Annotated in this window: 19 protein-coding genes, 2 tRNA genes and 2 rRNA genes (1 of these 23 only partly in view); 7 read left to right on the plus strand and 16 right to left on the minus strand. The window is 49.6% G+C overall.

The window, feature by feature from the left end; genetic code table 11:
• Window positions 1-137: 137 nt before the first annotated feature.
• The 7 genes from ACOJUO_RS04220 to ACOJUO_RS04250 all read right to left on the minus strand — a co-directional run bounded on the left by ACOJUO_RS04220 (window position 138) and on the right by ACOJUO_RS04250 (window position 6,779).
• The gene (locus ACOJUO_RS04220; protein ID WP_422139030.1) at window positions 138-2,243 is read right to left on the minus strand and encodes an AAA family ATPase; all 2,106 of its coding nucleotides are present in this window, start codon (window positions 2,241-2,243) and stop codon (window positions 138-140) included.
• 50 nt (window positions 2,244-2,293) lie between these two features.
• Window positions 2,294-2,947: a hypothetical protein gene (locus ACOJUO_RS04225; RefSeq protein ID WP_422139031.1), complete on the minus strand. Its 654-nt coding sequence runs from the start codon at window positions 2,945-2,947 to the stop codon at window positions 2,294-2,296.
• 2 nt (window positions 2,948-2,949) lie between these two features.
• A complete protein-coding gene (locus ACOJUO_RS04230) occupies window positions 2,950-3,792 on the minus strand; it encodes an ATP-binding protein (protein ID WP_422139032.1) in 843 nt (280 codons plus the stop codon).
• Window positions 3,789-4,256, minus strand: coding sequence for a hypothetical protein (locus ACOJUO_RS04235; protein ID WP_422139033.1), 468 nt, complete (start codon window positions 4,254-4,256; stop codon window positions 3,789-3,791). The genes ACOJUO_RS04230 and ACOJUO_RS04235 overlap by 4 nt, the downstream gene beginning before the upstream one ends.
• On the minus strand, window positions 4,253-4,522 hold the full coding sequence (locus tag ACOJUO_RS04240) for a helix-turn-helix domain-containing protein (RefSeq protein ID WP_422139034.1): 270 nt from the start codon (window positions 4,520-4,522) through the stop codon (window positions 4,253-4,255). The genes ACOJUO_RS04235 and ACOJUO_RS04240 overlap by 4 nt, the downstream gene beginning before the upstream one ends.
• 165 nt (window positions 4,523-4,687) lie before the next feature.
• Entirely contained in the window at window positions 4,688-5,623 is a 936-nt protein-coding gene (locus ACOJUO_RS04245) for a hypothetical protein (RefSeq protein ID WP_422139035.1), read from the minus strand.
• On the minus strand, window positions 5,601-6,779 hold the full coding sequence (locus tag ACOJUO_RS04250) for a hypothetical protein (protein WP_422139036.1): 1,179 nt from the start codon (window positions 6,777-6,779) through the stop codon (window positions 5,601-5,603). Before ACOJUO_RS04250 ends, ACOJUO_RS04245 begins: the two co-directional genes overlap by 23 nt.
• 217 nt (window positions 6,780-6,996) lie before the next feature.
• On the opposite strand from ACOJUO_RS04250, the gene ACOJUO_RS04255 reads away from it, so the two are divergent.
• Genes ACOJUO_RS04255 through ACOJUO_RS04270 form a run of 4 tightly spaced genes read left to right on the plus strand, consistent with a single transcriptional unit; the run spans window position 6,997 to window position 9,415 of the window.
• Complete coding sequence (locus ACOJUO_RS04255) at window positions 6,997-7,200, plus strand: hypothetical protein (protein WP_422139037.1); 204 nt, start codon at window positions 6,997-6,999, stop codon at window positions 7,198-7,200.
• A complete protein-coding gene (locus tag ACOJUO_RS04260) occupies window positions 7,190-7,669 on the plus strand; it encodes a DUF2924 domain-containing protein (RefSeq protein ID WP_422139038.1) in 480 nt (159 codons plus the stop codon). The genes ACOJUO_RS04255 and ACOJUO_RS04260 overlap by 11 nt, the downstream gene beginning before the upstream one ends.
• Window positions 7,638-8,999, plus strand: coding sequence for a recombinase family protein (locus ACOJUO_RS04265; protein WP_422139039.1), 1,362 nt, complete (start codon window positions 7,638-7,640; stop codon window positions 8,997-8,999). The genes ACOJUO_RS04260 and ACOJUO_RS04265 overlap by 32 nt, the downstream gene beginning before the upstream one ends.
• Window positions 8,990-9,415, plus strand: a complete 426-nt coding sequence (locus ACOJUO_RS04270) for a hypothetical protein (RefSeq protein ID WP_422139040.1) — start codon at window positions 8,990-8,992, stop codon at window positions 9,413-9,415. Before ACOJUO_RS04265 ends, ACOJUO_RS04270 begins: the two co-directional genes overlap by 10 nt.
• A 32-nt stretch (window positions 9,416-9,447) precedes the next feature.
• Here ACOJUO_RS04270 and ACOJUO_RS04275 read toward each other — a convergent pair whose 3' ends face one another.
• The 5 genes from ACOJUO_RS04275 to rmuC all read right to left on the minus strand — a co-directional run bounded on the left by ACOJUO_RS04275 (window position 9,448) and on the right by rmuC (window position 13,040).
• Window positions 9,448-9,798, minus strand: a complete 351-nt coding sequence (locus tag ACOJUO_RS04275; protein ID WP_422139041.1) for a hypothetical protein — start codon at window positions 9,796-9,798, stop codon at window positions 9,448-9,450.
• Window positions 9,799-10,210: 412 nt separating this feature from the next.
• A tRNA-Arg gene (locus ACOJUO_RS04280) sits at window positions 10,211-10,287 on the minus strand.
• 19 nt (window positions 10,288-10,306) lie between these two features.
• Window positions 10,307-10,394, minus strand: a tRNA-Ser gene (locus ACOJUO_RS04285).
• A 103-nt stretch (window positions 10,395-10,497) separates the two neighbouring features.
• Window positions 10,498-11,331: an SDR family oxidoreductase gene (locus tag ACOJUO_RS04290; protein WP_422139042.1), complete on the minus strand. Its 834-nt coding sequence runs from the start codon at window positions 11,329-11,331 to the stop codon at window positions 10,498-10,500.
• A 218-nt stretch (window positions 11,332-11,549) separates the two neighbouring features.
• Window positions 11,550-13,040 (minus strand): DNA recombination protein RmuC, encoded by a 1,491-nt coding sequence (rmuC, locus tag ACOJUO_RS04295; RefSeq protein ID WP_422135515.1) that lies wholly within the window; start codon window positions 13,038-13,040, stop codon window positions 11,550-11,552.
• Between the two features lie 160 nt (window positions 13,041-13,200).
• On the opposite strand from rmuC, the gene ACOJUO_RS04300 reads away from it, so the two are divergent.
• Entirely contained in the window at window positions 13,201-13,758 is a 558-nt protein-coding gene (locus ACOJUO_RS04300; RefSeq protein ID WP_422139043.1) for a DUF1415 domain-containing protein, read from the plus strand.
• 85 nt (window positions 13,759-13,843) lie between these two features.
• Here ACOJUO_RS04300 and ACOJUO_RS04305 read toward each other — a convergent pair whose 3' ends face one another.
• On the minus strand, window positions 13,844-16,954 hold the full coding sequence (locus tag ACOJUO_RS04305; protein ID WP_422139044.1) for a cytochrome c peroxidase: 3,111 nt from the start codon (window positions 16,952-16,954) through the stop codon (window positions 13,844-13,846).
• 229 nt (window positions 16,955-17,183) lie between these two features.
• Between ACOJUO_RS04305 and ahpC the strand changes: the two genes are divergently transcribed.
• Both ahpC and ahpF read left to right on the plus strand, forming a co-directional pair.
• Complete coding sequence (gene ahpC / locus ACOJUO_RS04310; protein WP_422135518.1) at window positions 17,184-17,747, plus strand: alkyl hydroperoxide reductase subunit C; 564 nt, start codon at window positions 17,184-17,186, stop codon at window positions 17,745-17,747.
• A gap of 73 nt (window positions 17,748-17,820) precedes the next feature.
• Window positions 17,821-19,410 (plus strand): alkyl hydroperoxide reductase subunit F, encoded by a 1,590-nt coding sequence (gene ahpF / locus ACOJUO_RS04315; protein ID WP_422139045.1) that lies wholly within the window; start codon window positions 17,821-17,823, stop codon window positions 19,408-19,410.
• A gap of 134 nt (window positions 19,411-19,544) precedes the next feature.
• Here the strand turns inward: ahpF and ACOJUO_RS04320 are convergent, their stop codons facing one another.
• From ACOJUO_RS04320 to ACOJUO_RS04330, 3 genes are all read right to left on the minus strand, one after another.
• A complete protein-coding gene (locus ACOJUO_RS04320) occupies window positions 19,545-20,999 on the minus strand; it encodes an NAD-dependent succinate-semialdehyde dehydrogenase (RefSeq protein WP_422135520.1) in 1,455 nt (484 codons plus the stop codon).
• A 519-nt stretch (window positions 21,000-21,518) separates the two neighbouring features.
• A 5S ribosomal RNA gene (gene rrf, locus ACOJUO_RS04325) occupies window positions 21,519-21,634 on the minus strand.
• Window positions 21,635-21,844: 210 nt separating this feature from the next.
• Window positions 21,845-23,391, minus strand: a 23S ribosomal RNA gene (locus ACOJUO_RS04330); it runs 1,920 nt beyond the window's last position.

A 23,391-nucleotide genomic window follows, 5' to 3' on the forward strand; every position in this document is an offset into this window, starting at 1 on the left:
AATCCGAGATAGCCGAAAGTCGACCACCTTTTTTTATACGACGATTACAGCAAAGTTTGGGAAGCAGATTTTCATTGTTTTTCAATTAGATACCCTCAGTTTCAGGTCATCTTTGCATTTGCTTCCCAAGAAGCTGGTTAGCTTTCCCGGGAAGGAAAATCGGCTCCTTTGCCGAACTGTCCTTTACCAAGAGCGAAGGGTCCAAAGGGGGAGTCCAACCACTTATGCTCACGGGAGCCTTCAGCAACACCTTTTACCACTCTTGGTGGTCGCTCATTCAGAAGCTCTTGAACCAAGTATTCCAATCGGCCTCGAGTCATGGGGTGAAAAACTTCGGGTAAACGATGACGCTGTTTATAGATTCCATTACCGCCGGTATGCGTATAAGGATGTCCACGACTGGCTGCTTCCCTGATGGCACCTGAAAGTGAAACCAGCAGCTCATAGTCGGATGAGGCAGCTCCCGTGAGCCTTCTGGTTAAATCTTCCAACAATCCAATACTGTTGCGTTTATAGGTACGGATTGTCCGATCCGCCGGGCCATTGGATTTCACCACCGCTCCCTGGTAAAAACTTCTCGGCTCGGGGATCAGGTTCAGTGTCTGACAAGTTTGCTGCACGATCTGATCCTGTGCAGGCCAGAGGGCATAAGCCATACGAACACCATCCACCAGCGCACTGCTGCCTCTAATGGCATCCCTGGCCTGTTCTGCACTATCGATGGGTTTCTGTCCTGGTGGTTTGCGCATATGGTGAACCACAATCACAGTGGCACCCGTTTCACTGGCCAGGTTCGCCAACAGCCCCGTCAGGTAACTACCCACTGCAGGGTCAGCGTTCACATCGGCATGAACAAAAGAGGATAAGGGATCGAAGACCACCAGCTTGAGATCTTCAATGGCCTGAAGCTGGCGGACTACCTGGGTAAACTCTGATGTCGTTCTTGGCCCTTCCGGAGTTTCCCTGACCATGGGGAATGGGCCACCTGCATTAGGTAATGGAATGATGAAGAGTTTCTCAGGAGATTTCAGTCGCAAGTCTGTCGGGTCTAGTTTTTGCAGACGACGATGTACTTCTGCCTGATCATCCTCAGAGGTGAAAACAACAGCTGTTCCATGTTGTAAGACCTTGCCACCAAACACCTCGACCGTCAGGTCTTCACCACAGGCAATTTCCAGTGCGAGCTTGAGTGTGAGCATTCCCTTACCTGTGTCTCCCATAGCCGCAAGGATTGAGACAACACCTAATGGAAAAGAGCCTTCAATCAGGTAGTGCTGCTCAGGGGCTACACCTTTGTAACGGAGCGCACTCCAGTCTGACAGTTGCAAGCCTGCCGATTTGATTGTCTTCCGCTCGGTTGTGGCCATCCAGTGATCAATATCAAAGCCTTCCTGAACGGCATCTGCGGAATCCCATTTCTCAGGTTTATCTGCCGGTGGTTTCAGAATCACTACAGACAAAGCTCCGACATCATCGATAGCTTTAGCCGCACTGAAAGCATATTCCAGCCCGGCTTCGTCATTATCAGGCCAGAGTATGACACGCTTGCCTGTGAGAGGTGACCAGTCCGTTTTATCCGTCGGGGCCTTGGCACCGTTCATTGCAGTGGTGGCACAATAGCCACTTTCAATCAAAGCCTGTGCTGCTTTCTCGCCTTCCACCAGCAGTACTTCGTCCGCTACCTTGATACCTGGCTGGTTGTAGAGTGGCCTGGGGTTGGGAGCTCTGGTTTTGCGGGTCTTTACGTCCCAAGGTCGAAACTCTTTACCCTCTGGCGTATCGTACCGGTAAACACAGGCGATCAGGTTGCCCTCAAGGTCATGGTAGTCCCACTTGCCTGTGTGATGACCCAAGTCTTCATACTCTTCCTGATGATTAGTATGAGCTGGTGGAGTGAACGACGGCATACCCAGCCAGCTCGCCATCAGTTGAATGATTTCGGGAAAGTCCCTTTGAGCATCCAGATTCTGGTGTGCAGAGGTTAGACTGATAATGTCACCACCTTCGCCGCTTTCAAAGTCGTGCCAAAGTCCACTGCCCAGCTCCACTTCCAGGCTCTTGCCCTTCTTGCCCTGAACGTTTCCCAGCACAAACTTCTGGCCTCGTTTTTTGCCATTGGGAAACAACCAGGCCAGGTACTCAGGCATTCGTTCCTGAATACGACGCTTAACGTCTTCTGCATCCCGTTTCTGTGTCGTGCCCTGCTCTTGGGCATCGTTAAAATCAAGCCATTTGTTTTTCATTGTCACAGTCCCTGTAGGGAAAAGCCCACCCACAGGTGGGCGTGAGAGCCTTAATCCCACTGGTTGTTGTAGCTTTCAGCTGGGTGAGGCGCTGAGTCCGGAGGACTGTAGAGCTGGGATTGCAGCTGAGCCCGAGGGTGGCCACCCTGCTGATTATTAGCGGGTGCTTGGCCGTGAGCATTCTGACCAAACATCAGCTGGGCATACTGCTTGTGCTCCGGTGTGATGGCCTGTTTGATGACATTTTTCGGTTCATCGTACTGATCCTTTTCAGTACTGATTTTGGCAACGAACTCAATACCATCCAGCTCTGACAAAGACTGCAACTGTCGGGCTTTATAAGCCGGTGGGTTGTTATCCTCGGCCTTGATATTACGAGCAGATTGCAAAACACCCCGGACAAAGGAACGGCCCATGTTTTCCCACTCCGGGCCTTTGGGGCTGTGCATACCGATCAGGGACCAGATCTTGCGTCTGGCGTACTGACCTTCCAGCACGGTGAACTCGGCATTGAGGTAGATGGCCCCGGTATCGCCACAAGTGGCGTAACCTCCCGTCCAACCCATTTCGGGGTTGTCATAGCCTCCGGGTTTGAGGGTCATACGTACCTTGACCAGGGTGCCTGAAGGAATGACATCGTAGCTGCCCTGATCGGTAGCATCGTTAAAGTCGTTCCAGCGTGTTATGGCTCTTTGTTGGCTCATGGTTATTTCTCCGTTCCTTGAGGTTGAGTTTCAAACTGGACAGGTTGCCTTGATCCACTGCGGATCTTGGTAAACAGCTGTCCGAGGTGAGGCGGTTCGTATACATCCAGACGACCGCTGCGATCCTTGGCTGGGTAGCCATAGGGGTTGAGGGTTTGGCAAACAAAAGTACGACGCAGGTTGCCTTCTTCATCGGGCAGGCTGGCCAGGGTGATCACCTGGTCAACAATGCCGGGCAGCTCCAGGCCAGTTTTACTGCCTTCGATCTGGGGCTGGTGGAGCTTACGGTTAAAGTCGTCCACCCGCTCCTCGAGGATGGCGACAAAGACTACGTTCTTGCCTCGTGCATGTTGCAGGTGGGTCAGGGCTGCAATCATCTCCTGACCGTGCAGGCCATAAGCACCGCGAGTATCCGGCTTACCGGTTTTCTCGGAGAACGCCTGGGGCTGGCCTTTGCACCACTGGAAGCAGAGTCGGCCCAGCACTGTGATGGAGTCGATAAAGTAGGTGTCGTATTTCTCCAACGACTCAGGGTCACCATACTTGCGACACACAGCCTCATAATGTGCTTTCGAGTACACCTGGTCGTCCCGAAGCGCTGGGTTAGGACCCGCCAGATAGACGGCAAAGTTTCGGAACTCCGGCCAGGTGGCTGGGCGAAGGGCATCACCGGGCCACTCCTGCACTGCCAGATCACCCGCTTCCAGATCCACAAACAAAGTGGTGTCCGGGTTAAGGCTCAACAGCTGGGTGGTTTTACCCACCCCACTGTTGCCCAGCAGCACGCACTTGATGCCCTTATGCTCCTCGCTGCGCTGGTCTGCATTGAGAATGGGTAGGCTCATTTCACACCTCCCACCAGCCGGTAAGTGCAACGACCTGGCTTCACTTGCAAGGCTGGCTCGAAGGATCGACGAATCTCTTGGGGCCAGAGATCAAACTTCTCCTGAGGCACTGAGTAGTGAACATCCAGGAACTCAGATGGGTCTTCGCCCTGTTCCTGAATGCGCTGGGCTATTGCCTTCAGTTTTTGCTGGTCCCAGCTGACTTCTCTGGGCAAATCCACCAGCACACGCGTTCCTTCGTCATCAAAACTGATGGTTCCGAAGTCCTGCTGCAACTGAGCTCGAACCTGGGAAGCCTTGTAGACATACTTGTACGCGATCACTGACTCCAGCCAGTCTTTTTGCAGCTGGAGTTGGGCCAGGGCTTTTTCCGTATCCCCGACCAACGTCGCCAAATCCGCTCCGGAACGAGCTGCCAGTTCTGCGATTCCCATATTCTGGATGTTTGCCAGCTCACTGCTCATGACTCACCCTCCTGTTCCATCACCGGTGAGCCCACTGCGTTATAGAGCCGGGATTGCTCGTACTCCAGAACATCCGACAGGCGATACAGGATTCTGGCTCCGATCCGCATAAAGCGGGGACCGCTACCGTCCTGTCGCATTCGGGCCAGAGACTTGATGCTGATATTGAGGCGTTTGGACAGCTGGAGTGAGTCCAGATGAACCACCTGATTTTCAGGTGTAGGACAAAGTGTAGGAGCAACGGCTCCCGGTAGTGTGTCTTGCATGATGACCTCCGTGCTTTTCGTGTTCATGCAAGACTGATAGTGGGGGAGTTACTGTAGGAGAAGTGTAGGAGCTGTAGGAGAAACTGTAGGAGGAGGTTTTTTGCTGAAATTAATGCAAAAAAAACCGGCTCATTGGCCGGTATTAATGTCATTGTGATTTATTGATCAAGCTTCAGATGTTTGAAACATCTCCAGTTCTTCAAAAGCCTTTAACCAACATCGTCCTGAAGCTCCTGGCTCGTAGCCGATAAAATCTCTCCAGCGAGGTTCCTTGTGGAAGAACTGGCTGAGATTACTGGAACTGGACTCTTCCAGGAGTAACTGGGTCAGAATTTGTGGAGCCCCTCTTTTACCGGCCTGCACCAACTGATCCACCAGCTGGCAACGGGCTGGCCCACCTTTCAGTAGCCAGGGATCAAGGCCCAACACTCTCAGTATCCCGTTATGCTCATCCCAGATAATGCCTTCCCGCTCCAGTCGTGCCTGATCCGGATCAACATACGAAAGAAAGCGATTATAGTCGACAGCGACCGGACCTTTTGGCAATAACTCACCCAGAGGCAGCAACTGAAACCCAGGAGGTAAAATCATATAGCGGGACTTGGGCTTTTGGCTGGAAATCACTACACAGGAGGATAAGGATTGAGCAAACAAACAGTCAGCAATGTCATCAAAATTCGGGTTCAGCTCTCGAACCAGTAATACAGTGACGCCTTTGATCTCTCCCAGCTTCCAGACCCGGTCATCCAGTATGGGTTCTGCCTGATCCAGATTGAGCTTTTCAGCCAACCATTCCGGGAACCACTCCATTCGGAATTTGTACATCCTTAATTCATCGTCCGTGACCTTGTGGCAGCCGTTGTAATAGTAGACAAACTCATCCTTGACCCTGTGCACCTGGCGATAGCCGTCCTGCAAGTCATCAGGATAATCTACCATGATCAGCCGGTCATCGGCAGGGCCTTTCGGGATAAAGGCATTATTGCCAATGATGTCTTGCCAGCACTCAGGGTAATAGAACTTCAGCTCACTGATTCGCTCTTTATCCGTAGCTGCCTCAAAACAACTTTGTAAAAAATCAAACGCTTGTCGCTTCATCATCCTTGTCCTCCAGAAGAACCCCCATCTGCACCAGCAGATCATGATTCAAGTAGCGTTCTCGTTGAGACAGATCCCGTAATGAACAACCGTTGGGGGCTCTCAACTTAACCGTGATCGTTTCTTTCGGCAGGCTGCCCACAGCTTCACAAAGGAATGCCAGAGTCACGCCCCGAATACGGAGCTTGTTCGGATTCAGAAGGTTGATCCCAAGGTCTTCGATGGTTTGATAGGCATCCTTGTCAAAGAATTTTCTTGAAGTGGCTTTTAAGATCGCACCACCCCGCCCGGGCAATGTCTGAATGTCAATATTCTTGACTGTCACTTCCATGACTCCGTGCTTCAGATCAAAGCTATCTTCAAAATCAGGTCGCTGGCGAAAGATCTCGAGGTTGATCTGCCTAAGCTTCAGCTTTTCAGGGCTGTCTTCCTGTTCCAGAACCGACTCACAGAAGGCTTTCTTCAGCAGATTACGAATGGCTACCTGCTCTGCGTAGAGCTCAATAACACCGGTCTCCGGCTCATACGTCACTGCGTATTCACGAGCGGGGTGAATGGTTTCCAGTACTACATCCTTACCTTCTTCATCGAGCACTTCAAAGCTGACCGGTAAGCCTTCCCGGTAAATCATGAACTGCAACACAGTGACCAACCCCTGATGATCACTATGACGTTGTCGCTTCTGCCGCCTGATCACCAGCTTGTCATTGTTGAACTGATCTCTGAGCTTCTGCACAAAATCAGTCAGATCAACGTCTTTATCCAGAGGCACCGGAGTGGGAAGGTAATAGCCATCCCACATGCGACCATGATGTCGGTGATACTCCACATAGCGGATCTCTTCTGCTTTCCTGAAGTCGCTTTCATTCGCTGCCAGAAGCCGAAGGGCATTGTCGTATGGATTGCTGGTGAAATTATGAGATAAGTCACTCATAACCTGTTGTCCGACCTCACAGGCCAGATCAACAATCCGGATAGCCACATACTCCAAACGAGCCTGGTCTTGCTCATCCAGCGTCAGAATATTTTTGTAGACTTCTTTGGGAGTAATGATGCGGGTCGTACCCGGAGAGACGGCGTTGAGGTCAATCTTGCAGAGTTCAAAAAAGGTATCTGACTCCAGATCAGCGCCTTGCAGTACTTGTTGGACTGCTTTCATACTGGCTCCTTGCCATGGCGTGAGTTAACCCTTAACTTCGTACAGATTAAACACTGTATAAATAATCAGCTATTCGGTCAATAGAGTACATTCAAAGACAGGGATAACAGATAGCAGATCGGAGGATACAAACGGGGTCAAATTGCCCTTTTACAAAGGCTTCAGAGCTTCCGACAATAATCAATAAATCCGCACCACCCAGGGATGGGAGCCGACCATGAACAAAACCCTATCAAGCCATCAGCCGCACCCCAATACCCTGGCTATCTGCCAGATTCTGGCTGTCGGTATTGAACGTCGCCATATGAAGCAGCAAGAGCCGGAAAACACCGAAAGAGAGAAAGATAACTGGACTAATGCCGGAACCAGAGCCTGTATGTCTCATACGGTTCAACGACAGGAGTCTAACAATGAAGAATGAATTATCGGAACAGTCAAGCCTGGCGGCCAAGGTAGCTGCCATTCAGAAGATGTCCACCAAGGCACTGCTGGAACTCTGGCCAAAGCTCTATGGCACCAAAGCCCCCAGGCTGAATAAACGACTACTGCGACAAAGATTGGCCTTCCGGGTTCAGGAGCTGGAACTGGGCAGCCTTTCCGAAAAGCATAAGAATCGATTGCAACGGCTGCAAAAGCCATCAGCTAAAGACAAATCGGTGCCCAAGGCCAGAGTCAATAAGCCACCCGCAGGTACCCGGATTGTTAAGGAGTATGAAGGTGAAACCCACGAGGTGATTGTCACCAGGGAAGGCTTCGAGTATCGCGGACAGATATACCGGAGCCTTTCTGGTATCGCCAAGCTGATTACTGGAAGTCACTGGTCGGGGCCGGTGTTCTTTGGATTGAAGGGGAGCAGCCATGAGCGGGGAAAAAGCCATGGGCAGAAATAAAAGCAAGATTAAGGATCTCAAGCGCTGTGCAGTCTATACCCGCAAGTCTTCGGAAGAAGGTCTGGAGCAGGAGTTCAATTCACTCCACGCTCAGAGGGAAGCGGGTGAAGCTTATATCACCTCCCAGAAACAGGAAGGCTGGATTCTGGTGCCGGACGAATACGACGATGGCGGCTTTTCTGGTGGCAATATGGAACGGCCTGCGCTTCAACGATTAATGAAAGATGTGGAAGCGGGCAAGATTGATGTGGTGGTGGTTTATAAAGTGGATCGTCTCTCCAGGTCGCTGGCTGACTTTGCCCGACTGGTGGAGGTGTTCGACAAGCATAAAGTATCCTTCGTCGCTGTCACCCAGCAGTTTAATACCACCAGCAGCATGGGACGGCTGACGCTCAATATTCTATTGTCCTTTGCCCAGTTTGAAAGGGAAGTCACTGGGGAGCGCATCAGGGACAAGTTTCTGCTCTCCAAGAAGAAGGGTAAATGGATGGGTGGGACGCCACCGCTGGGCTATGACGTGGTGGATCGCAAGCTGATCCCCAATGAAGGTGAGGCGGTGATTATCCGGGAGATCTTCAAGATCTTTATTGAAACCCGCTCACAGGTTGAAACCGCTGAACGGATTAATGAGATGGGCTTTCGAACCAAGCGACTGCCGCGCAGGGATGGCCAAGTGGTCGGAAGCAAGAAGTTCACCCGCATCGCCATCTACAAACTACTTAAGAGCCGCCTCTATAAAGGTGAGATCGGGCACAAGGGAGAATGGTACCCGGGTGAGCATAAAGCCCTCATCAAGCCGGAGGTCTGGGCGAAAGTAGAAACCATTCTCCAGAGCAACAGCTCGAACCGACAGTCAGACAGCCGACACAGGCACAGTCCTTCGTTTCTGCGGGGTTTTCTGTTCGGGCCGGAGCAGGAAGCCCTGATCCCCACGGCCAGCCGCAGCAAGGGCAAACTGCACCGCTACTACGTCAGCAGCACAGCCCGGAAGCACGGTCATAAACACTCGCCCCTGCCTACCCTGCCAGCCAGAGAGATTGAGTTTCTGGTAGTCGAGCATCTTCGGGACTTACTGAAGCAACCAGAGATCATTTTCACCACCTGGCAGATGCTGACGGATCAGGAAACGTTCAATGAAGATCAGGTCAGGGAAGCCCTAAACGATCTGGCGGATATCTGGAACCTTCTGTTTCCCCAAGAGCAGCGCCGTTTAATGAAACTGTTGGTCAACCGAATAGAAGTCCACCAGCAGGGCATTGAGATTCGCTTCCACCAGGAAGGGATACCCACCATTACCAATGAGTTACAAGGAGAAGTGACATGGCCATAAAAGTGACCGGCAAGGCGACCCGCACCTATCTCGAAGACGAGAACTGCATTCTGGTGCACATCCCCATCAAGTTCATCAACCGCAAGGGCAAGAGCCAGATCACCACACCGGATGGTCGACCGGTACTGGAAGAGGTCGATCCGGCCTTGAGGAATGCTCTGGTCAGGGCGCATCGATGGTTGAAGGCATTGGAAACAGGGAAAGAGCAGCATTTGAAAGTGCTAGCTCAGAAAGAAGGGATTACCAGTGTCAGCTATGCGTCCCGGATCTTACGCTTGACCACCCTGTCACCAGAAATTCAAGAGGCCATCATTGATGGCAGAAGCTTGGGAGGGCTGACGCTGGCCGATTTTATGAAGCCCTTCCCGCTCTTGTGGTCAGAGCAGAAGAAGGCATTGAGGATACCGGAGGACTAATCGGTTTTCTCTGTGACCAAGGGCGTAATCATTTATTTTGAATCAGGACGATTTCTAAACAAAAACTCACTTATAAGATTTGCAGCAACAGCTAGACTAATTGCTGGTGCAACTACAACCCAAAGTCTTAAATTGCTAATTATCTTATTATTCACCTCTTCATGCTCAGCTGGGAGAGGAGTCATGGATATAAGTTTTTCTAATGTCTCAGATAGAAGATTTAGTCCAGCGACACTCCAGAAAATGATAGCGATACTCCAGAATAACAACCCAAAATATTTTGGTGGGTGCTGTTTGTAAGCCCAAATCATCATCAACAATGGAGCCAAGAAAACTAAACTGATAACAATATTGAAAATTATTGGGTAGTCTGCTGACCCCATTACACTGTCCTTGTAGTAAAATTTGTTTTTTATTCACTCGCCAAATATTCATATGGGCGACAGCCTGGAATTACAACCCTGAGCAAAAATGACTATAAAAAGGTTCGTAGAAGGTTCCCCGCACATACCGCTAGTAAAGTGCAAACTAAACACCCGTTTGAATGGTCAAAAACCACCGGCAACCAACTGATTATAAAGGGGAAATCAAAGAGCGTACTTCAAAGTGGCCGAAGTACGTTATTTAGAGAGGAGAGAGAAAAAACGGCCCAAAAATGGCCAAAAATCGGCTTTTTTAAGAATTTTCCAAGTATGCAGTTATAAGACAGCGGATGATTACCAAACAGGCAGGAAGCCAGAAATAACTACTCCCCAAAACGACAAAAAGCCCTATAAAAATAGGGCTTTCTGAAGATGGCGCGCTCGGTAGGATTCGAACCTACGACCGCCTGGTTCGTAGCCAGGTACTCTATCCAGCTGAGCTACGAGCGCGTAATACTAAATTGTTCACTGGCGGTGAGGGAGGGATTCGAACCCTCGATACGTTTCCGTATACACACTTTCCAGGCGTGCTCCTTCGGCCACTCGGACACCTCACCATTGTCGTCGCCCGCATCTGTTGCTGCGAACGGAGCCGTACTTTATAGCAGGACCGTCTGAAAGGCAAAGCCAAAATGCACTTTTTTTCTACTTTTAGGACAATTACTTAACTGTTAAACGGCTAAGTCCGAACTTGCGTTTGAGAATAGCCTCAAACCATGAAACAGGCAGACATCTTTTGAGCCCGGGCAGCGCCCTACTGCCATTGCCCACTCTTAAAATGCCCTGCTGGCTTGATGACTCCAGCCATGCAGCAATCTCTGATGCTACTTTTTTGGCAGGGGTGGGCCTATCCTGAGAGGCATTCGCTCGTGCTCTGACTCCCTCTTCGATAGGAAAATACAGAGAGCCTTCTGAAAAAACCCGGTCAAGAGCTTCATTGGCATTCTCTGCAAAACGGGATTTGATGGCTCCGGGCAATACGGTCAGAACTCTTATGCCAAACGGCTGAAGCTCCATCCTCATAGCATCTGAAAAGGCGTTGAAGGCAGCTTTTGAAGCACAGTAAAGCCCTGAGAAGGGCGTGGTAACTTCTCCTGAAACACTGCCAATATTAATGATTGTTCCTTCCTTATTAGTACACATTTCCTTGATAACTTTATTGGCTAACAACACCGGAGCAAATACATTGGTCTCAAATTGCTTCAGAAGTTCTTCTCTGGGTAACTCAGCCACTGCTCCCATTCCGCCATAGCCTGCATTATTGATCAGAACATCCAGCTTACCTTCTTCATCCTGAATCTCTGCCAGTATCCTGCCAACCTGGTCTTCATCGGTAACATCCAACTCTGCTGTCCTGATACTTTTATCTGACAGATGTCTGATTGATTCCAGCTTTCTTGCTGTGGCCCAGACCCTATAACCCCTCTGATCCAACTCCAGGGCCAACGCCAGACCAATGCCGGATGAACAGCCGGTAATCAGTACATTTTTCATTGCTTCACTCCATAAACCGGGGCTTCTGGTCTATTAAACGGCTGTCGGCCACAGGAAAACAATCATCTCGGGCAGGTCATCTATAACAACTTGATGTCATGACCGAACAAGCCTGTCTGGTCGTGCCTGCAAACTTCCAGCTTAAGGAATATGAACAGTTGCAGACATTGGGCATTTTCGAATCCGGTGTCGATGCAGAAAACCGATAAACAGTTTCATCAAAGTTCATCACCCTGAATAGATTGCTGATCAGACTCAATGACTCTATCGCTTCCCAGGTCAGCTGTTTCCAGCGTCTGTCTGGGCAGCTCTTTTTTTACACGCACTCCCAGGGTTAGGAACTGATCCGCCTGAGATATCAGATTCCCCCGACCATGCTTCAAGTTTCCCATAGCGTCATCATAAGTGCTTCTGGCACTGGTCAGTTGTTGATCCAGCTTTTCCATCTTTTCAACAAAAACACGAAGTTTGTCGTACACCTGACGAGCCTTGTCAGCCAGTTTTCGGGCATTGGCATTCTGTCTTTCTATCGTCCAGAGATTAGACACTGTCCTGAGCGTGGCCAGCAGCGTGGTGGGTGTCACAACCACAATACGCTTCTCAAAAGCCTCATTGAATAGTTGTTGGTCATGCTGGAAGGCCACCATGAAAGCGGGTTCAACAGGCATGAACATAAAGACGAAGTCAGGAGCTTTAACCTCTGGCAGCGAGGGATAATCTTTTTCGTTAAGACTCCGGATGTGATTCCGGATGCTTTGTATATGTCGCTTCAGAGCAACTTCACGCTCAGCATCGGTTTCGGCATTAACATAACTCAGATAGTCCACCAGCGAAACTTTGGAGTCAATGATCAGATGCTTTTGTTCCGGTAGATAGACGATAAAGTCAGGCCGCTTGTTCTGGCCTTCTTCATCCTTGAAATTGGCTTCCCGCTCGAACTCCTGCCCTCTAATCAGGCCACTGCTTTCCAGAATCTTTGCAACCTGCAATTCCCCCCAGTTGCCCTGCAACTTTTTATCACCTTTAAGGGCTCTGGCAAGGTTGCCTGCTTCATTGGTGATCTTCTGGTTCAGATTATGCAGAGTTTCCAGCTGTTGTTTGAGCGCAGCGCGACCTTCATTATCCGCTTTTCTGGCTTCTTCGACCTTGTTGCGAAACTCACCCAGTTGTTCTTTAAAAGGTTTTAGCAGATTTTCCAGACCTGCCTGATGCTGCTGTGAAACCGATTGACTCTTGGCTTCCAGAATCTCGTTAGCCAGATTGCCAAATTCTTCCTTGAGCGCCTGTTTATTGTCTTCCAGCTGCCGCAATGACTTTTCATTTTGCAACTGCTGCTCCTCCAACCTGACCTTCAGCTCCCTGACCTGCTTTTCTGCACTGAACCGGGCCTCCTGCTCATCCTGCTGTTTAAGCAGACCTTTCCTGAGCAGCTCTTCCTTTTCTTCAGCTCTGCGCTTTTCATTACTCAACAGAGTTTCCAGTTTTCCTTTTAAAATGTGCAGGTCACGATTGTCCTGTTGCAGCTTTTCTCTCGCAATGGAATGCTGTTCCTGCTCTGCGACAAGTTCAGAAATTCTGTGATCCTGCTGCTGCATTTGTGCAGCCAGCTTTGCCAATTCGGCAGCCGCTCTCTGTCTGGCAAACAGCCAGGATAATGCAGAACAGATCAGGACCAAAAGAATGGCCACAGCCATTTCACTTGCAGACATGCACGCTCTCTCATCAGCACAGGTTAGATAATTACTGGTCAACATTACGGTATTTTTACTGAAATCAACAGCGCAGCACTGTTGTCTATCCCTGCCACTTTCGTGCTCAGAAACGTGCTTTCTGCCATACTTCGTAACACATTAACCCGGACTTCACCTTATGAGTAAAGAGATTGAAGCAGTCAGCCAGTGGCTTAAAGAGGTAGTGATCGGCCTGGATCTCTGCCCCTTTGCGGCCTGGCCAGAGCAGCACAACCAGATTCGTATCACCCTCTCAAGGGATACCTCGGAAGAAGCCCTGCTGGAGACGTTGCAGTCTGAACTGACGCTGGCCGCCGAAACACCGGCCAGTGAACTGGAAACCACCCTGATTGTCATTCCGGACATGCTTCAGGATTTTGATGACTATAACCAGTTTCTACATCATGTGGATGCCCTGCTTCGCGGCTTCCACTGGGAAGGCCAGTTCCAGATAGCCAGTTTTCACCCAAACTACTGCTTCGCCGATACCAACCCGGATGATGATGAAAACCTGACCAACCGCTCCCCCTACCCTCTACTGCACATTATCCGGGAAGACAGTCTGGAAAAGGCTCTGGCCAGTCACCCGGACCCCGATGGCATTCCCGATAGAAATATTAAACAGATGAATAACCTGACTGCCGATGAGAAGTTAAAGTTGTTTCCTTATCTCTTTGTTCGCAAAACTTGCTCTTAGACTTGCTTTTAAAAAGAATACCGAGAGATAAGATGACTGGAAAAGTTTTTGAGTCTCTCGGGCACCTGTTCGTGCCCGATGGAGGCTACTGATTTAATACTGGATGAAAAACAAGGTGTCGCTGATTAATTCGGGGGTTTTCCAGAACCGTCCTGGCTGAATAAGGCTTTGGCCAGTCAATGACTAACCGATCTACCTTTTCTAATTGTTTTAATCCAAAGTGCTGCTGCCTGGGATTGGTAGAAACGAAGTTATTTTCAAAACGGACTTCACGGAACTGTGTTCCATCCTGACTATACAGCCTTATTTTAGCCCCAAGCGCTTCCGTATTACCGGGAGGGCCGATGAGTCGCACAGAAAGCCAGTGATGATTGTCCGGATTTGAATTGACAAAAAAATCGGGAGAACCTTCCCAGTTACTCACTACGATATCAATATCGCCATCCTGCTGGTAATCAAAACAACTGATTCCCCTGCCATCCATAGCTTTTTCAAGCCCGGCTTCCAGAGCCTGCTCTTTAAAGGTCATCTCACCCAAATTAATAAATAGTCGTGCTCTGGATTGCTGAAACTCACTGTGGTTATTCAGAATTTGCGTGGCCAGTGTCTTATAATCTTGGCTGGGATAGGTCGCTGTTTCCGGAATATTACCGTAGCCAGTGGCATGAAAGATATCCAACAGACCATCATTATTAAAATCCGCCGCACAGCTTCCCCAGCCCCAACCACCTTCGCGAAGGCCGGAATTTTCCGTGACATTCCGGAATTGATAGTCACCTTCATTCTGATACAAGCGGTTGCCCGTATAACTGCTGCTTTGACTAAGGCTGAAAATACTGCTTTCAAACCAGTCCAGATCGCCATCATTATCAAAATCCGCAATCGCTGCTCCCATACCAAAACTACCATGGACCTCCCTGATATCGGTGACATCCTGCAACTCAGTGCCGGTATTCTTCCAAAGCTGCGTGGTAAAAAAGTCGGCTGTCATCAGAATATCAGAAATACCATCCTGATTAACGTCAGCAAAATTAGGGGTAAAGGTAAAGTCGTCCCCACCGAATACTGGCGCTTCATGTTTCTGATGAATCAGACCATCATTTAAAGTAATCGGCCCATAACTTTCTCTTAATTCAGGAACTTTAGAATCAGCGGGCTGCATCTGACGATAACCAGAATTGCGCCATATTTGCGGTTGCCTGACCGACTTATAAGTGCGCCAGAATGCCATCACGGCATCCAGATCACCGTCCTGATCCAGATCACCAAAACTGGCATTCAGTGTCGGTCCCGAGACGTCAGAAAAGACCAGAGACTCAGGGGCTCGAGTAAAATCATAAACCACCTGTGGATAAAATCGTCCATCATTACCCAGGAAAAGATCCGGCTGGTAATCGCCATCAAGATCCCCTACCAGTGGAGTAATCACACCCTTAAGCTCTGCCCCCTTCAAAAGAATGTTTTGCTGCTTGAACTGGCCATTGGACTGCTGGTAATAAACCCAAACTCTATTATCGTTATCAGCGAAGACCAGATCATCCAGACAGTCTCGATTCAAATCTGCGGCGCTCACTCCTCCCCAGTTAATCACATCCATGATCCATCCAGGCTTTATCAGACCGACTTTGCGCCTGTGGTCAATGCCCTTTTCAGCACCTGCTTCTCTGAACCAGAGTCTGTTCTGATTAGTTTTTGCTACCGGGATAACCGCCGGAGTGGCAACACACTTCTCAAACGACGGAGTACGAATTTCGATTTTCTCAACGGTCTGTCTGGGTAAAGCTGATAACTTTTCTGCTGAAGACTCTTCTAAAGAAACTGGCCTGGTAAAAGGCGTCACGATCGGCTGATCATCAATAAACACCTGAAAGCAGGACTCATAGAGCAAACAGGGGTCCGTCAGCGTCTCCAGGAAGGCTGATAGTTGATCTACTTGTTGATCGGAGAGCGCTTCGGGTAAAAGCTTCTGAAAGGGAGATTGCGCTGCTTTTTCCCGAATCGTCGTCAATGAACGCTTCATATAAGCGACATCACTCCTATTACTGTCACCCTTATTGCTGTCAGACAAGCTCTTTTCAGGCTTGTTTCTGATATGAGCTTTAATGGCTTCAGAGAGGGTCGCTGCACTGCCGTTGTGAAAATAAGGGGCTGTCCGTGAAATATTCAAAAGGCTCGGCGTCCTGAATGAAAAAGTGTCAGTGTCAGGTTCGATATTGCTTCTACCGTAGTCCAATCCCCTGCCATTCACCCCAGGACCTGAAGGTTCTATGCCCAGATTGTAGAATTGTTCATCCGAGAAATGACTCCCTGAATGACAGCCTGAACAACCAGCCCCACCCTCACTGACCGCTGTGAAGAACAGTCGGGCGCCCTTCATTTCAGATTCTGACAGCTTATTTTTATTATTGAGGAATCCAAAGAAGCGGTTTTCAATCAATACCAAGTCTGCCTGAAAAGCCGCCAGAGCCTCTGTCAATGTGTCAATTTGAACCACCGCTTCACAGGAAACATTGGCGTCTTGCGGAGAAAAAACGCTTTTGAATTGTCTGCACCACTCATCACTTGAAGCCAGCCGACTCACAATGAGCTGATGTATCTCCAGGTTATTATGACTGGCATCGGACAGCCCCTTCATTTCAAAAGGTGACACCATCGGCAGCCTGGCCTGAGCCTGAAGCAGGCTATGGGTCTGATAACGACTGGTGGGAAGTTCGGAATAACCACCACCGACTTTTATCTTTCGACTGGAAACGTCAGAATCCACATACTGGACCCTACCGTCCCAGAACAAATTCTTTCGATAAAGAGAGACATTGAAAACCGTAGGAGAATTACGTGGAATCAAATGACGAACATAGTCGTCCGGGCTGAGCTTAATTAATTGATCCAATCTCTGCTGCCCGGTCAGAAAAGGATCATCAACGGTCACTCCAACGGGCAGAGCCAGACTGTCTGCCCCAGCCAGCCTCGGGTGATGACAGGTCGAGCAAGCCACTTTGCCATCAAGGCTGAGATCGGGGCTGAAGAAAAGTTTTTTCCCAAGTTGACTGAGGTCTGAATGAATCCCGGGCCCTTCAATATCCGCAATGGGTCTGTCTGATAGCTGATAAGTTTTAAGCCAGTCTTTGAGTACCTCGCCAGGTTGATGATCTTGAGCACCGAGTACGCTTACTGATCCCAATATCAGCGTCAACATGCATCCCTGTCGCACCATAGCCTTCCCTGAGTTGTTTTAAATCGACTCCTTCAAAGATACTGGAACGGGCGAAGAAATATAACCCGCCAGCCGTATAATAGATTAAGACTATTAACAAAATTTGAATGATTAATTATACCAATCAATCAGATCAACATATTCTTTCCATGTCGCCACCGAAAACGGCTGACTAAAAAACAAAATGACTATCAGTAAGAAGGAATAAACCATGTCTCTCATTAATACTCAAATCAAGCCGTTCAAAGCCACTGCTTTTCACAATGGCGACTTCGTTGAAGTGACCGAAGAGAGCCTGAAAGGCAAGTGGTCTGTTGTCTTCTTCTACCCGGCAGACTTCACCTTTGTTTGCCCCACTGAACTGGGCGACCTGGCCGACCACTACGAACAGCTTCAAGCCATGGGTGTTGAAGTTTACTCTGTCTCCACAGACACTCACTTCACTCACAAAGCGTGGCACGACAGCTCTGAGACCATCAACAAGATCAAATACCCAATGATCGGCGACCCAACAGGTCAGATCACTCGCAACTTTGAAGTCATGATCGAAGAAGAAGGTCTGGCTCTGCGGGGCACCTTTGTTATGAACCCTGAAGGTGAAATCAAAGTCGTTGAAACCAACGATTCAGGTATTGGCCGTAACGCTGGAGACCTGGTTCGCAAGATTCAGGCGGCTCAGTTCATCGCAGAAAACCCTGGTCAGGTATGCCCGGCTGCATGGCAACCAGGTGAAGAAACACTGGCACCTTCCCTGGACCTGGTCGGCAAAATCTAAAACGCCCGGGCTCCCTGCCATCATTCAATAACAGGGAGCTTGAACCCGATCGAAACGATCAAGCGAGTCAATCATGTTAGATGCAAACATCAAAAAGCAATTGGAAGCTTACTTTCAGAACCTGAAAAAACCTGTTGAGATCGTTGTGTCTCTTGATGACTCTGCGAAATCACAGGAAATGGCTTCACTGGCTAAAGACCTAGAATCACTCTCCAGCCAGATCACGTTAAGTAAAAACGACAACGATCTGGTAAGAAAACCTTCCATGGCCATTCAAGGTCAGGACAATCGCCCTGCAATCCGCTTTGCCGGGCTGCCTATGGGGCACGAGTTTAACTCATTGATACTGGCCATTCTCCAGAGTGGCGGTCATCCAGCCAAACTGGAAGCTGGTTTGCTCGATCAGATCAAACAATTGCAAGGCGATTTCAATTTTGAAACCTATATTTCCCTCTCCTGCCAGAACTGCCCTGAGGTCGTGCAGGCTCTCAACCTGATGGCTGTGCTGAATCCTGGTATCCAGCACACCATGATCGACGGAGCCTTGTTTCAGGATGAGGTGGATGGAAAACAGATAATGGCCGTACCTGCTGTATTTGTTAACGGCGAGCCATTTGGTCATGGTCGTATGAGTACCGCAGAAATCGTTGCCAAACTGGACGTGAACGCTGAAAAACTTGCAGCAGAGGCCATCAACAATAAAGATCCTTATGACCTGCTGATTGTAGGCGCCGGTCCTGCCGGAGCGGCTGCCGCTATCTATGCCGCTCGCAAAGGCATTCGCACCGGTCTGGTGGCCGATCGCTTTGGTGGGCAGGTTATGGATACCATGGCCATTGAAAACTTCATCTCCGTTAAGGAAACAGAAGGCCCGAAACTGGTGGCCAATCTGGAGCAGCACGTTCTTGACTATGATGTGGATGTTATGAGTAACCAGCGCGCCAGCGCCCTGATTGAAAACAACCGCAGTGCCGGAGAACTGGTAGAAATCCAACTGGAAAGTGGCGCAAGCCTGAAAAGTAAAACGGTACTGATGGCAACCGGTGCCCGCTGGAGAGAAATGAATGTGCCCGGCGAGCAGGAATACCGAGGCAAAGGAGTCGCTTACTGCCCACACTGTGACGGGCCTCTCTTTAAGAGCAAACGTGTTGCGGTGATTGGCGGTGGTAACTCAGGTGTTGAAGCGGCTATTGATCTGGCAGGCATTGTTGCCCAGGTCACTCTGATTGAGTTTGACAGCCAGTTAAGAGCTGACGAAGTACTCCAGCGCAAACTGCGTTCTCTAAAGAATGTCACTATCATTACCAGCGCACTGACGAAAGAAGTACTGGGCGACGGTAATAAAGTAAATGGCCTGACTTATAAAGATCGTAATACTGACGACGAAGTCAGTTTAGAACTGGAAGGTATTTTTGTTCAGATTGGTCTGGTACCCAATACCGAATTCCTTAAAGGAGCAATGGAATTAACCCCACGCGGCGAAATTGTTGTTGATGGCCGGGGCGAAACATCGATTCCAGGTGTTTTTGCGGCCGGTGACGTGACAACCGCACCTTACAAGCAAATTATTATTGCTATGGGCAGCGGCGCCAACGCCTCGTTGGGTGCTTTTGATTACCTGATCAGAAACAGTTTTGAAGGCGATGCTGCTGTGGCCGCATGATTGACTATGGATTAATCCATTCAATCACTTCTTGCCAGATCGGGCTTAAGCCCGACCGCCAACCTCGGGCTTCCTGATCTGGCACCTTAATCTTCTCTAAACCACCTTTGATGATGTAAGGCTTCTGACTGCTCTCAGGAAGCGTTGATGCCTCCTAACAGTACATATTTCATTTCCAGATACTCGTCCAGACCATACTTTGACCCTTCCCGACCAATACCTGACTCCTTGATGCCCCCAAACGGAGCTACCTCTGTGGATAACACACCCTCATTAACAGCCACCATACCATACTCCAGTGCCTCGGCTACCCTGAATACACGACTAATGTCACTGGCATAAAAGTACGCAGCCAAACCATATTGACTATCGTTAGCCATTTTGACCACGTCCTCTTCGTACTGAAACCGGAAGACAGGGGCTATGGGTCCAAACACCTCTTCCTGATAGCACTTCATCTCTATGGAAGCATCCGTGAGAACAGTTGGCTCGTAGAACAGGCCACCAAGATTATGAGAGCGACCACCTGTGAGCAATCGAGCTTTTTTGGCCAATGCATCATCGACAATACTCCTAATCTTCAGCATTGCAGCCTCGTTGATTAATGGCCCCAGATCAAAGTCTCCGTCCGTTGCGGAACCTACTGTAAGTCTGGAGACTGCCTCGGAAAACTTTTCAATGAACTCATCATAGATACCGTCCTGCACAAAGAGACGATTCATACAAACACAGGTCTGGCCTGAATTTCGATACTTGGAGGCTATGGCCCCCTGAACCGCCTGATCAATATTGGCATCATCAAAAACGATGAAAGGCGCGTTACCACCCAGCTCCATTGAGATTTTTTTAACAGAATCGGCGCATTGCTTCATCAATAACTTGCCCACAGCTGTCGAGCCTGTAAACGACAGTTTTCGTATTACAGAACTACCCGTTAACTCAGCACCAATTGCTTTGGCATCTCCTGTGACAATATTAATGACACCTGCTGGAATACCCGCGCGCTCTGCCAGTTCTGTCAGGCCAAAAGCCGAGAGAGGCGTCAGCTCGGAAGGCTTGATAATAATGGTACAGCCTGCAGCCAGGGCCGGAGCTGCTTTTCGGGTGATCATGGCATTGGGAAAATTCCACGGCGTTATTGCAGCGACCACGCCTACCGGTTCCCGTTTGACCATAATTCTCTGGCTGTTTTTGGTAGCAGGAATCAGATCACCATAAGCTCGTTTGGCCTCTTCGGCGTACCATTCTACGTAAGAAGCCCCGTACGCCACTTCGCTCCTGGATTCTGACAGCGGTTTACCCTGTTCTGCGGTCATCAATGTGGCCAGATCTTCCTTATTATCCAGAATCAATTGGTACCACTTGCGAAGTAAACCCGAACGCTCTGCTGCAGTTTTTGCTCGCCATTCAATAAAGGCTTTTTCTGCAGCCTTTATTGCACTTTGAACATCTGAAGCGCTCAGCATCGGAATGTGGGCAATCACCTTGCCTGTAGCCGGGTTATCAACGGGGAGCGTTTCTATGGCGCTGAGCCAATTTCCATTGATGTAAGCCTGCTGTTTAAAAAGACCAGAGTCGTTCAGGTTCATGGCTAACTCCTTGAAAGTGAATCGTACATCTAAGCACTGACATACAGACACGATCTTGATTGGGCGCTCTGATTATCCTTTCAGAGACCGGGATCTCAGCAACTCAGACATGGATGAACTGTTTGAGCGGAAAGAATAGCCAGACAATCCGTTTTTTTACGGATAGTCTGGCTCAGCTCAACTAAAACAGATACTGAATGGCAACCCAAATTTCTCTTCCGAACCCATTGATTTGCTTTGCACCGGGATAGAATGGATTATGACTGGCAAGGTTCACATGCTAGGAACAGGCTTTATCGAATAAACGAAAGCCCTTTACTTTTAAAAGGTGCCAACAAACAGGTTCTGAACACCGGCTTCCAGATTGTTCCCGACGATTATGTTACATGGGGAAGTCTCGCGCTACCATCGGTAATGCAGCCCGGGCATGTGTCGTTCAACGACCAGTTCTTTTGCAACTTTATAGGGCAAAGCAAAAACCCCAGCCGATCTCTCAACTGGGGTTTTGCTATATTCAATGCCTGGCGATGACCTACTCTCACATGGGGAAACCCCACACTACCATCGGCGATGCGTCGTTTCACTACCGAGTTCGGGATGGGATCGGGTGGTTCCAACGCTCTATGGTCACCAGGCAAAACTGGTCGAGCCGTTGGCTCTCGAGCTGGAAGCTTTAAGCTGGAGGCTTGAAGCTGTTTCTCGAAAACTAAGGCTCTGGAATCCAAATCTCTTTTAAGCTGTGTCGTCTATTCTTGCTCAACACTCTCGTTCACTGTGTACGGCTTCCAGCTTCAGGCTTCCAGCTTTTGCTGGCAGCTTCGCTGCGCAAATCGCTTTGGCGTTATATGGTCAAGCCTCTCGAGTCATTAGTACGGGTTAGCTCAACGCCTCACAACGCTTACACACCCCGCCTATCAACGTCATAGTCTTTAACGTCTCTTATGGGCCTTACGGCCAGGGAAGTCTCATCTTGAAGGGGGCTTCCCGCTTAGATGCTTTCAGCGGTTATCCCGTCCGAACTTAGCTACCGGGCAATGCGTCTGGCGACACAACCCGAACACCAGTGGTTCGTCCACTCCGGTCCTCTCGTACTAGGAGCAGCTCTCCTCAAACTTCCAACGTCCACGGCAGATAGGGACCGAACTGTCTCACGACGTTCTAAACCCAGCTCGCGTACCACTTTAAATGGCGAACAGCCATACCCTTGGGACCGGCTTCAGCCCCAGGATGTGATGAGCCGACATCGAGGTGCCAAACACCGCCGTCGATGTGAACTCTTGGGCGGTATCAGCCTGTTATCCCCGGAGTACCTTTTATCCGTTGAGCGATGGCCCTTCCATTCAGAACCACCGGATCACTATGACCTACTTTCGTACCTGCTCGAGATGTACCTCTCGCAGTCAAGCTGGCTTGTACCATTACACTAACCGCACGATGTCCGACCGTGCTTAGCCAACCTTCGTGCTCCTCCGTTACTCTTTGGGAGGAGACCGCCCCAGTCAAACTACCCACCACACAATGTCCCCGATCCTGCTAAAGGACCTGGGTTAGAACCTCAATATTGCCAGGGTGGTATTTCAAGGTTGGCTCCATGCAGACTGGCGTCCACACTTCAAAGCCTCCCACCTATCCTACACAAGCAACATCAAGATCCACTGTGAAGCTGTAGTAAAGGTTCACGGGGTCTTTCCGTCTAGCCGCGGATACACTGCATCTTAACAGCGATTTCAATTTCACTGAGTCCTGGGTGGAGACAGCGTGGCCATCGTTACGCCATTCGTGCAGGTCGGAACTTACCCGACAAGGAATTTCGCTACCTTAGGACCGTTATAGTTACGGCCGCCGTTTACCGGGGCTTCGATCAACCGCTTCTCTTGCGATAACAGCATCAATTAACCTTCCGGCACCGGGCAGGCGTCACACCGTATACGTCCACTTACGTGTTAGCACAGTGCTGTGTTTTTAATAAACAGTCGCAGCCACCTGGTATCTTCGACTCCCTTCAGCTTACGGAGCAAGTCCGATCACCAAAAGGGGCGCACCTTCTCCCGAAGTTACGGTGCCATTTTGCCTAGTTCCTTCACCCAGGTTCTCTCAAGCGCCTTGGTATTCTCTACCTGACCACCTGTGTCGGTTTCGGGTACGGTCCCTTTTGACCTGATGCTTAGAAGTTTTTCCTGGAAGCCTGGCATCAACCACTTCCCCACCTTGGTGGGTTCGTCATCAGTTCTCGGCTTTGTGAACCCGGATTTGCCTGAGTCCACAGCCTACGACCTTAAACAGGGACAACCATCGCCCTGCTGGCCTAGCCTTCTCCGTCACTCCATCGCAGTCAAAAGGGGTACAGGAATATTAACCTGTTTCCCATCGATTACGTCTTTCGACCTCACCT

The sequence above is a fragment of the Endozoicomonas sp. ALC020 genome (genome assembly GCF_049275935.1).
GTDB lineage: Bacteria > Pseudomonadota > Gammaproteobacteria > Pseudomonadales > Endozoicomonadaceae > Endozoicomonas_A.

What these genes read in the sequence shown, in the direction of transcription:
- ACOJUO_RS04230 (WP_422139032.1), bottom strand. Translation starts at nt 3,792, where the DNA reads ATGAGCCTACCCATTCTCAATGCAGACCAGCGCAGCGAGGAGCATAAG.
- ahpC (WP_422135518.1), top strand. Translation starts at nt 17,184, where the DNA reads ATGTCTCTCATTAATACTCAAATCAAGCCGTTCAAAGCCACTGCTTTT.
- ACOJUO_RS04300 (WP_422139043.1), top strand. Translation starts at nt 13,201, where the DNA reads ATGAGTAAAGAGATTGAAGCAGTCAGCCAGTGGCTTAAAGAGGTAGTG.
- ACOJUO_RS04220 (WP_422139030.1), bottom strand. Translation starts at nt 2,243, where the DNA reads ATGAAAAACAAATGGCTTGATTTTAACGATGCCCAAGAGCAGGGCACG.
- ahpF (WP_422139045.1), top strand. Translation starts at nt 17,821, where the DNA reads ATGTTAGATGCAAACATCAAAAAGCAATTGGAAGCTTACTTTCAGAAC.
- ACOJUO_RS04290 (WP_422139042.1), bottom strand. Translation starts at nt 11,331, where the DNA reads ATGAAAAATGTACTGATTACCGGCTGTTCATCCGGCATTGGTCTGGCG.
- ACOJUO_RS04275 (WP_422139041.1), bottom strand. Translation starts at nt 9,798, where the DNA reads ATGGGGTCAGCAGACTACCCAATAATTTTCAATATTGTTATCAGTTTA.
- ACOJUO_RS04260 (WP_422139038.1), top strand. Translation starts at nt 7,190, where the DNA reads ATGAAGAATGAATTATCGGAACAGTCAAGCCTGGCGGCCAAGGTAGCT.
- ACOJUO_RS04305 (WP_422139044.1), bottom strand. Translation starts at nt 16,954, where the DNA reads ATGTTGACGCTGATATTGGGATCAGTAAGCGTACTCGGTGCTCAAGAT.
- rmuC (WP_422135515.1), bottom strand. Translation starts at nt 13,040, where the DNA reads ATGTCTGCAAGTGAAATGGCTGTGGCCATTCTTTTGGTCCTGATCTGT.
- ACOJUO_RS04265 (WP_422139039.1), top strand. Translation starts at nt 7,638, where the DNA reads ATGAGCGGGGAAAAAGCCATGGGCAGAAATAAAAGCAAGATTAAGGAT.
- ACOJUO_RS04255 (WP_422139037.1), top strand. Translation starts at nt 6,997, where the DNA reads ATGAACAAAACCCTATCAAGCCATCAGCCGCACCCCAATACCCTGGCT.
- ACOJUO_RS04320 (WP_422135520.1), bottom strand. Translation starts at nt 20,999, where the DNA reads ATGAACCTGAACGACTCTGGTCTTTTTAAACAGCAGGCTTACATCAAT.
- ACOJUO_RS04245 (WP_422139035.1), bottom strand. Translation starts at nt 5,623, where the DNA reads ATGATGAAGCGACAAGCGTTTGATTTTTTACAAAGTTGTTTTGAGGCA.
- ACOJUO_RS04225 (WP_422139031.1), bottom strand. Translation starts at nt 2,947, where the DNA reads ATGAGCCAACAAAGAGCCATAACACGCTGGAACGACTTTAACGATGCT.
- ACOJUO_RS04235 (WP_422139033.1), bottom strand. Translation starts at nt 4,256, where the DNA reads ATGAGCAGTGAGCTGGCAAACATCCAGAATATGGGAATCGCAGAACTG.
- ACOJUO_RS04240 (WP_422139034.1), bottom strand. Translation starts at nt 4,522, where the DNA reads ATGCAAGACACACTACCGGGAGCCGTTGCTCCTACACTTTGTCCTACA.
- ACOJUO_RS04270 (WP_422139040.1), top strand. Translation starts at nt 8,990, where the DNA reads ATGGCCATAAAAGTGACCGGCAAGGCGACCCGCACCTATCTCGAAGAC.
- ACOJUO_RS04250 (WP_422139036.1), bottom strand. Translation starts at nt 6,779, where the DNA reads ATGAAAGCAGTCCAACAAGTACTGCAAGGCGCTGATCTGGAGTCAGAT.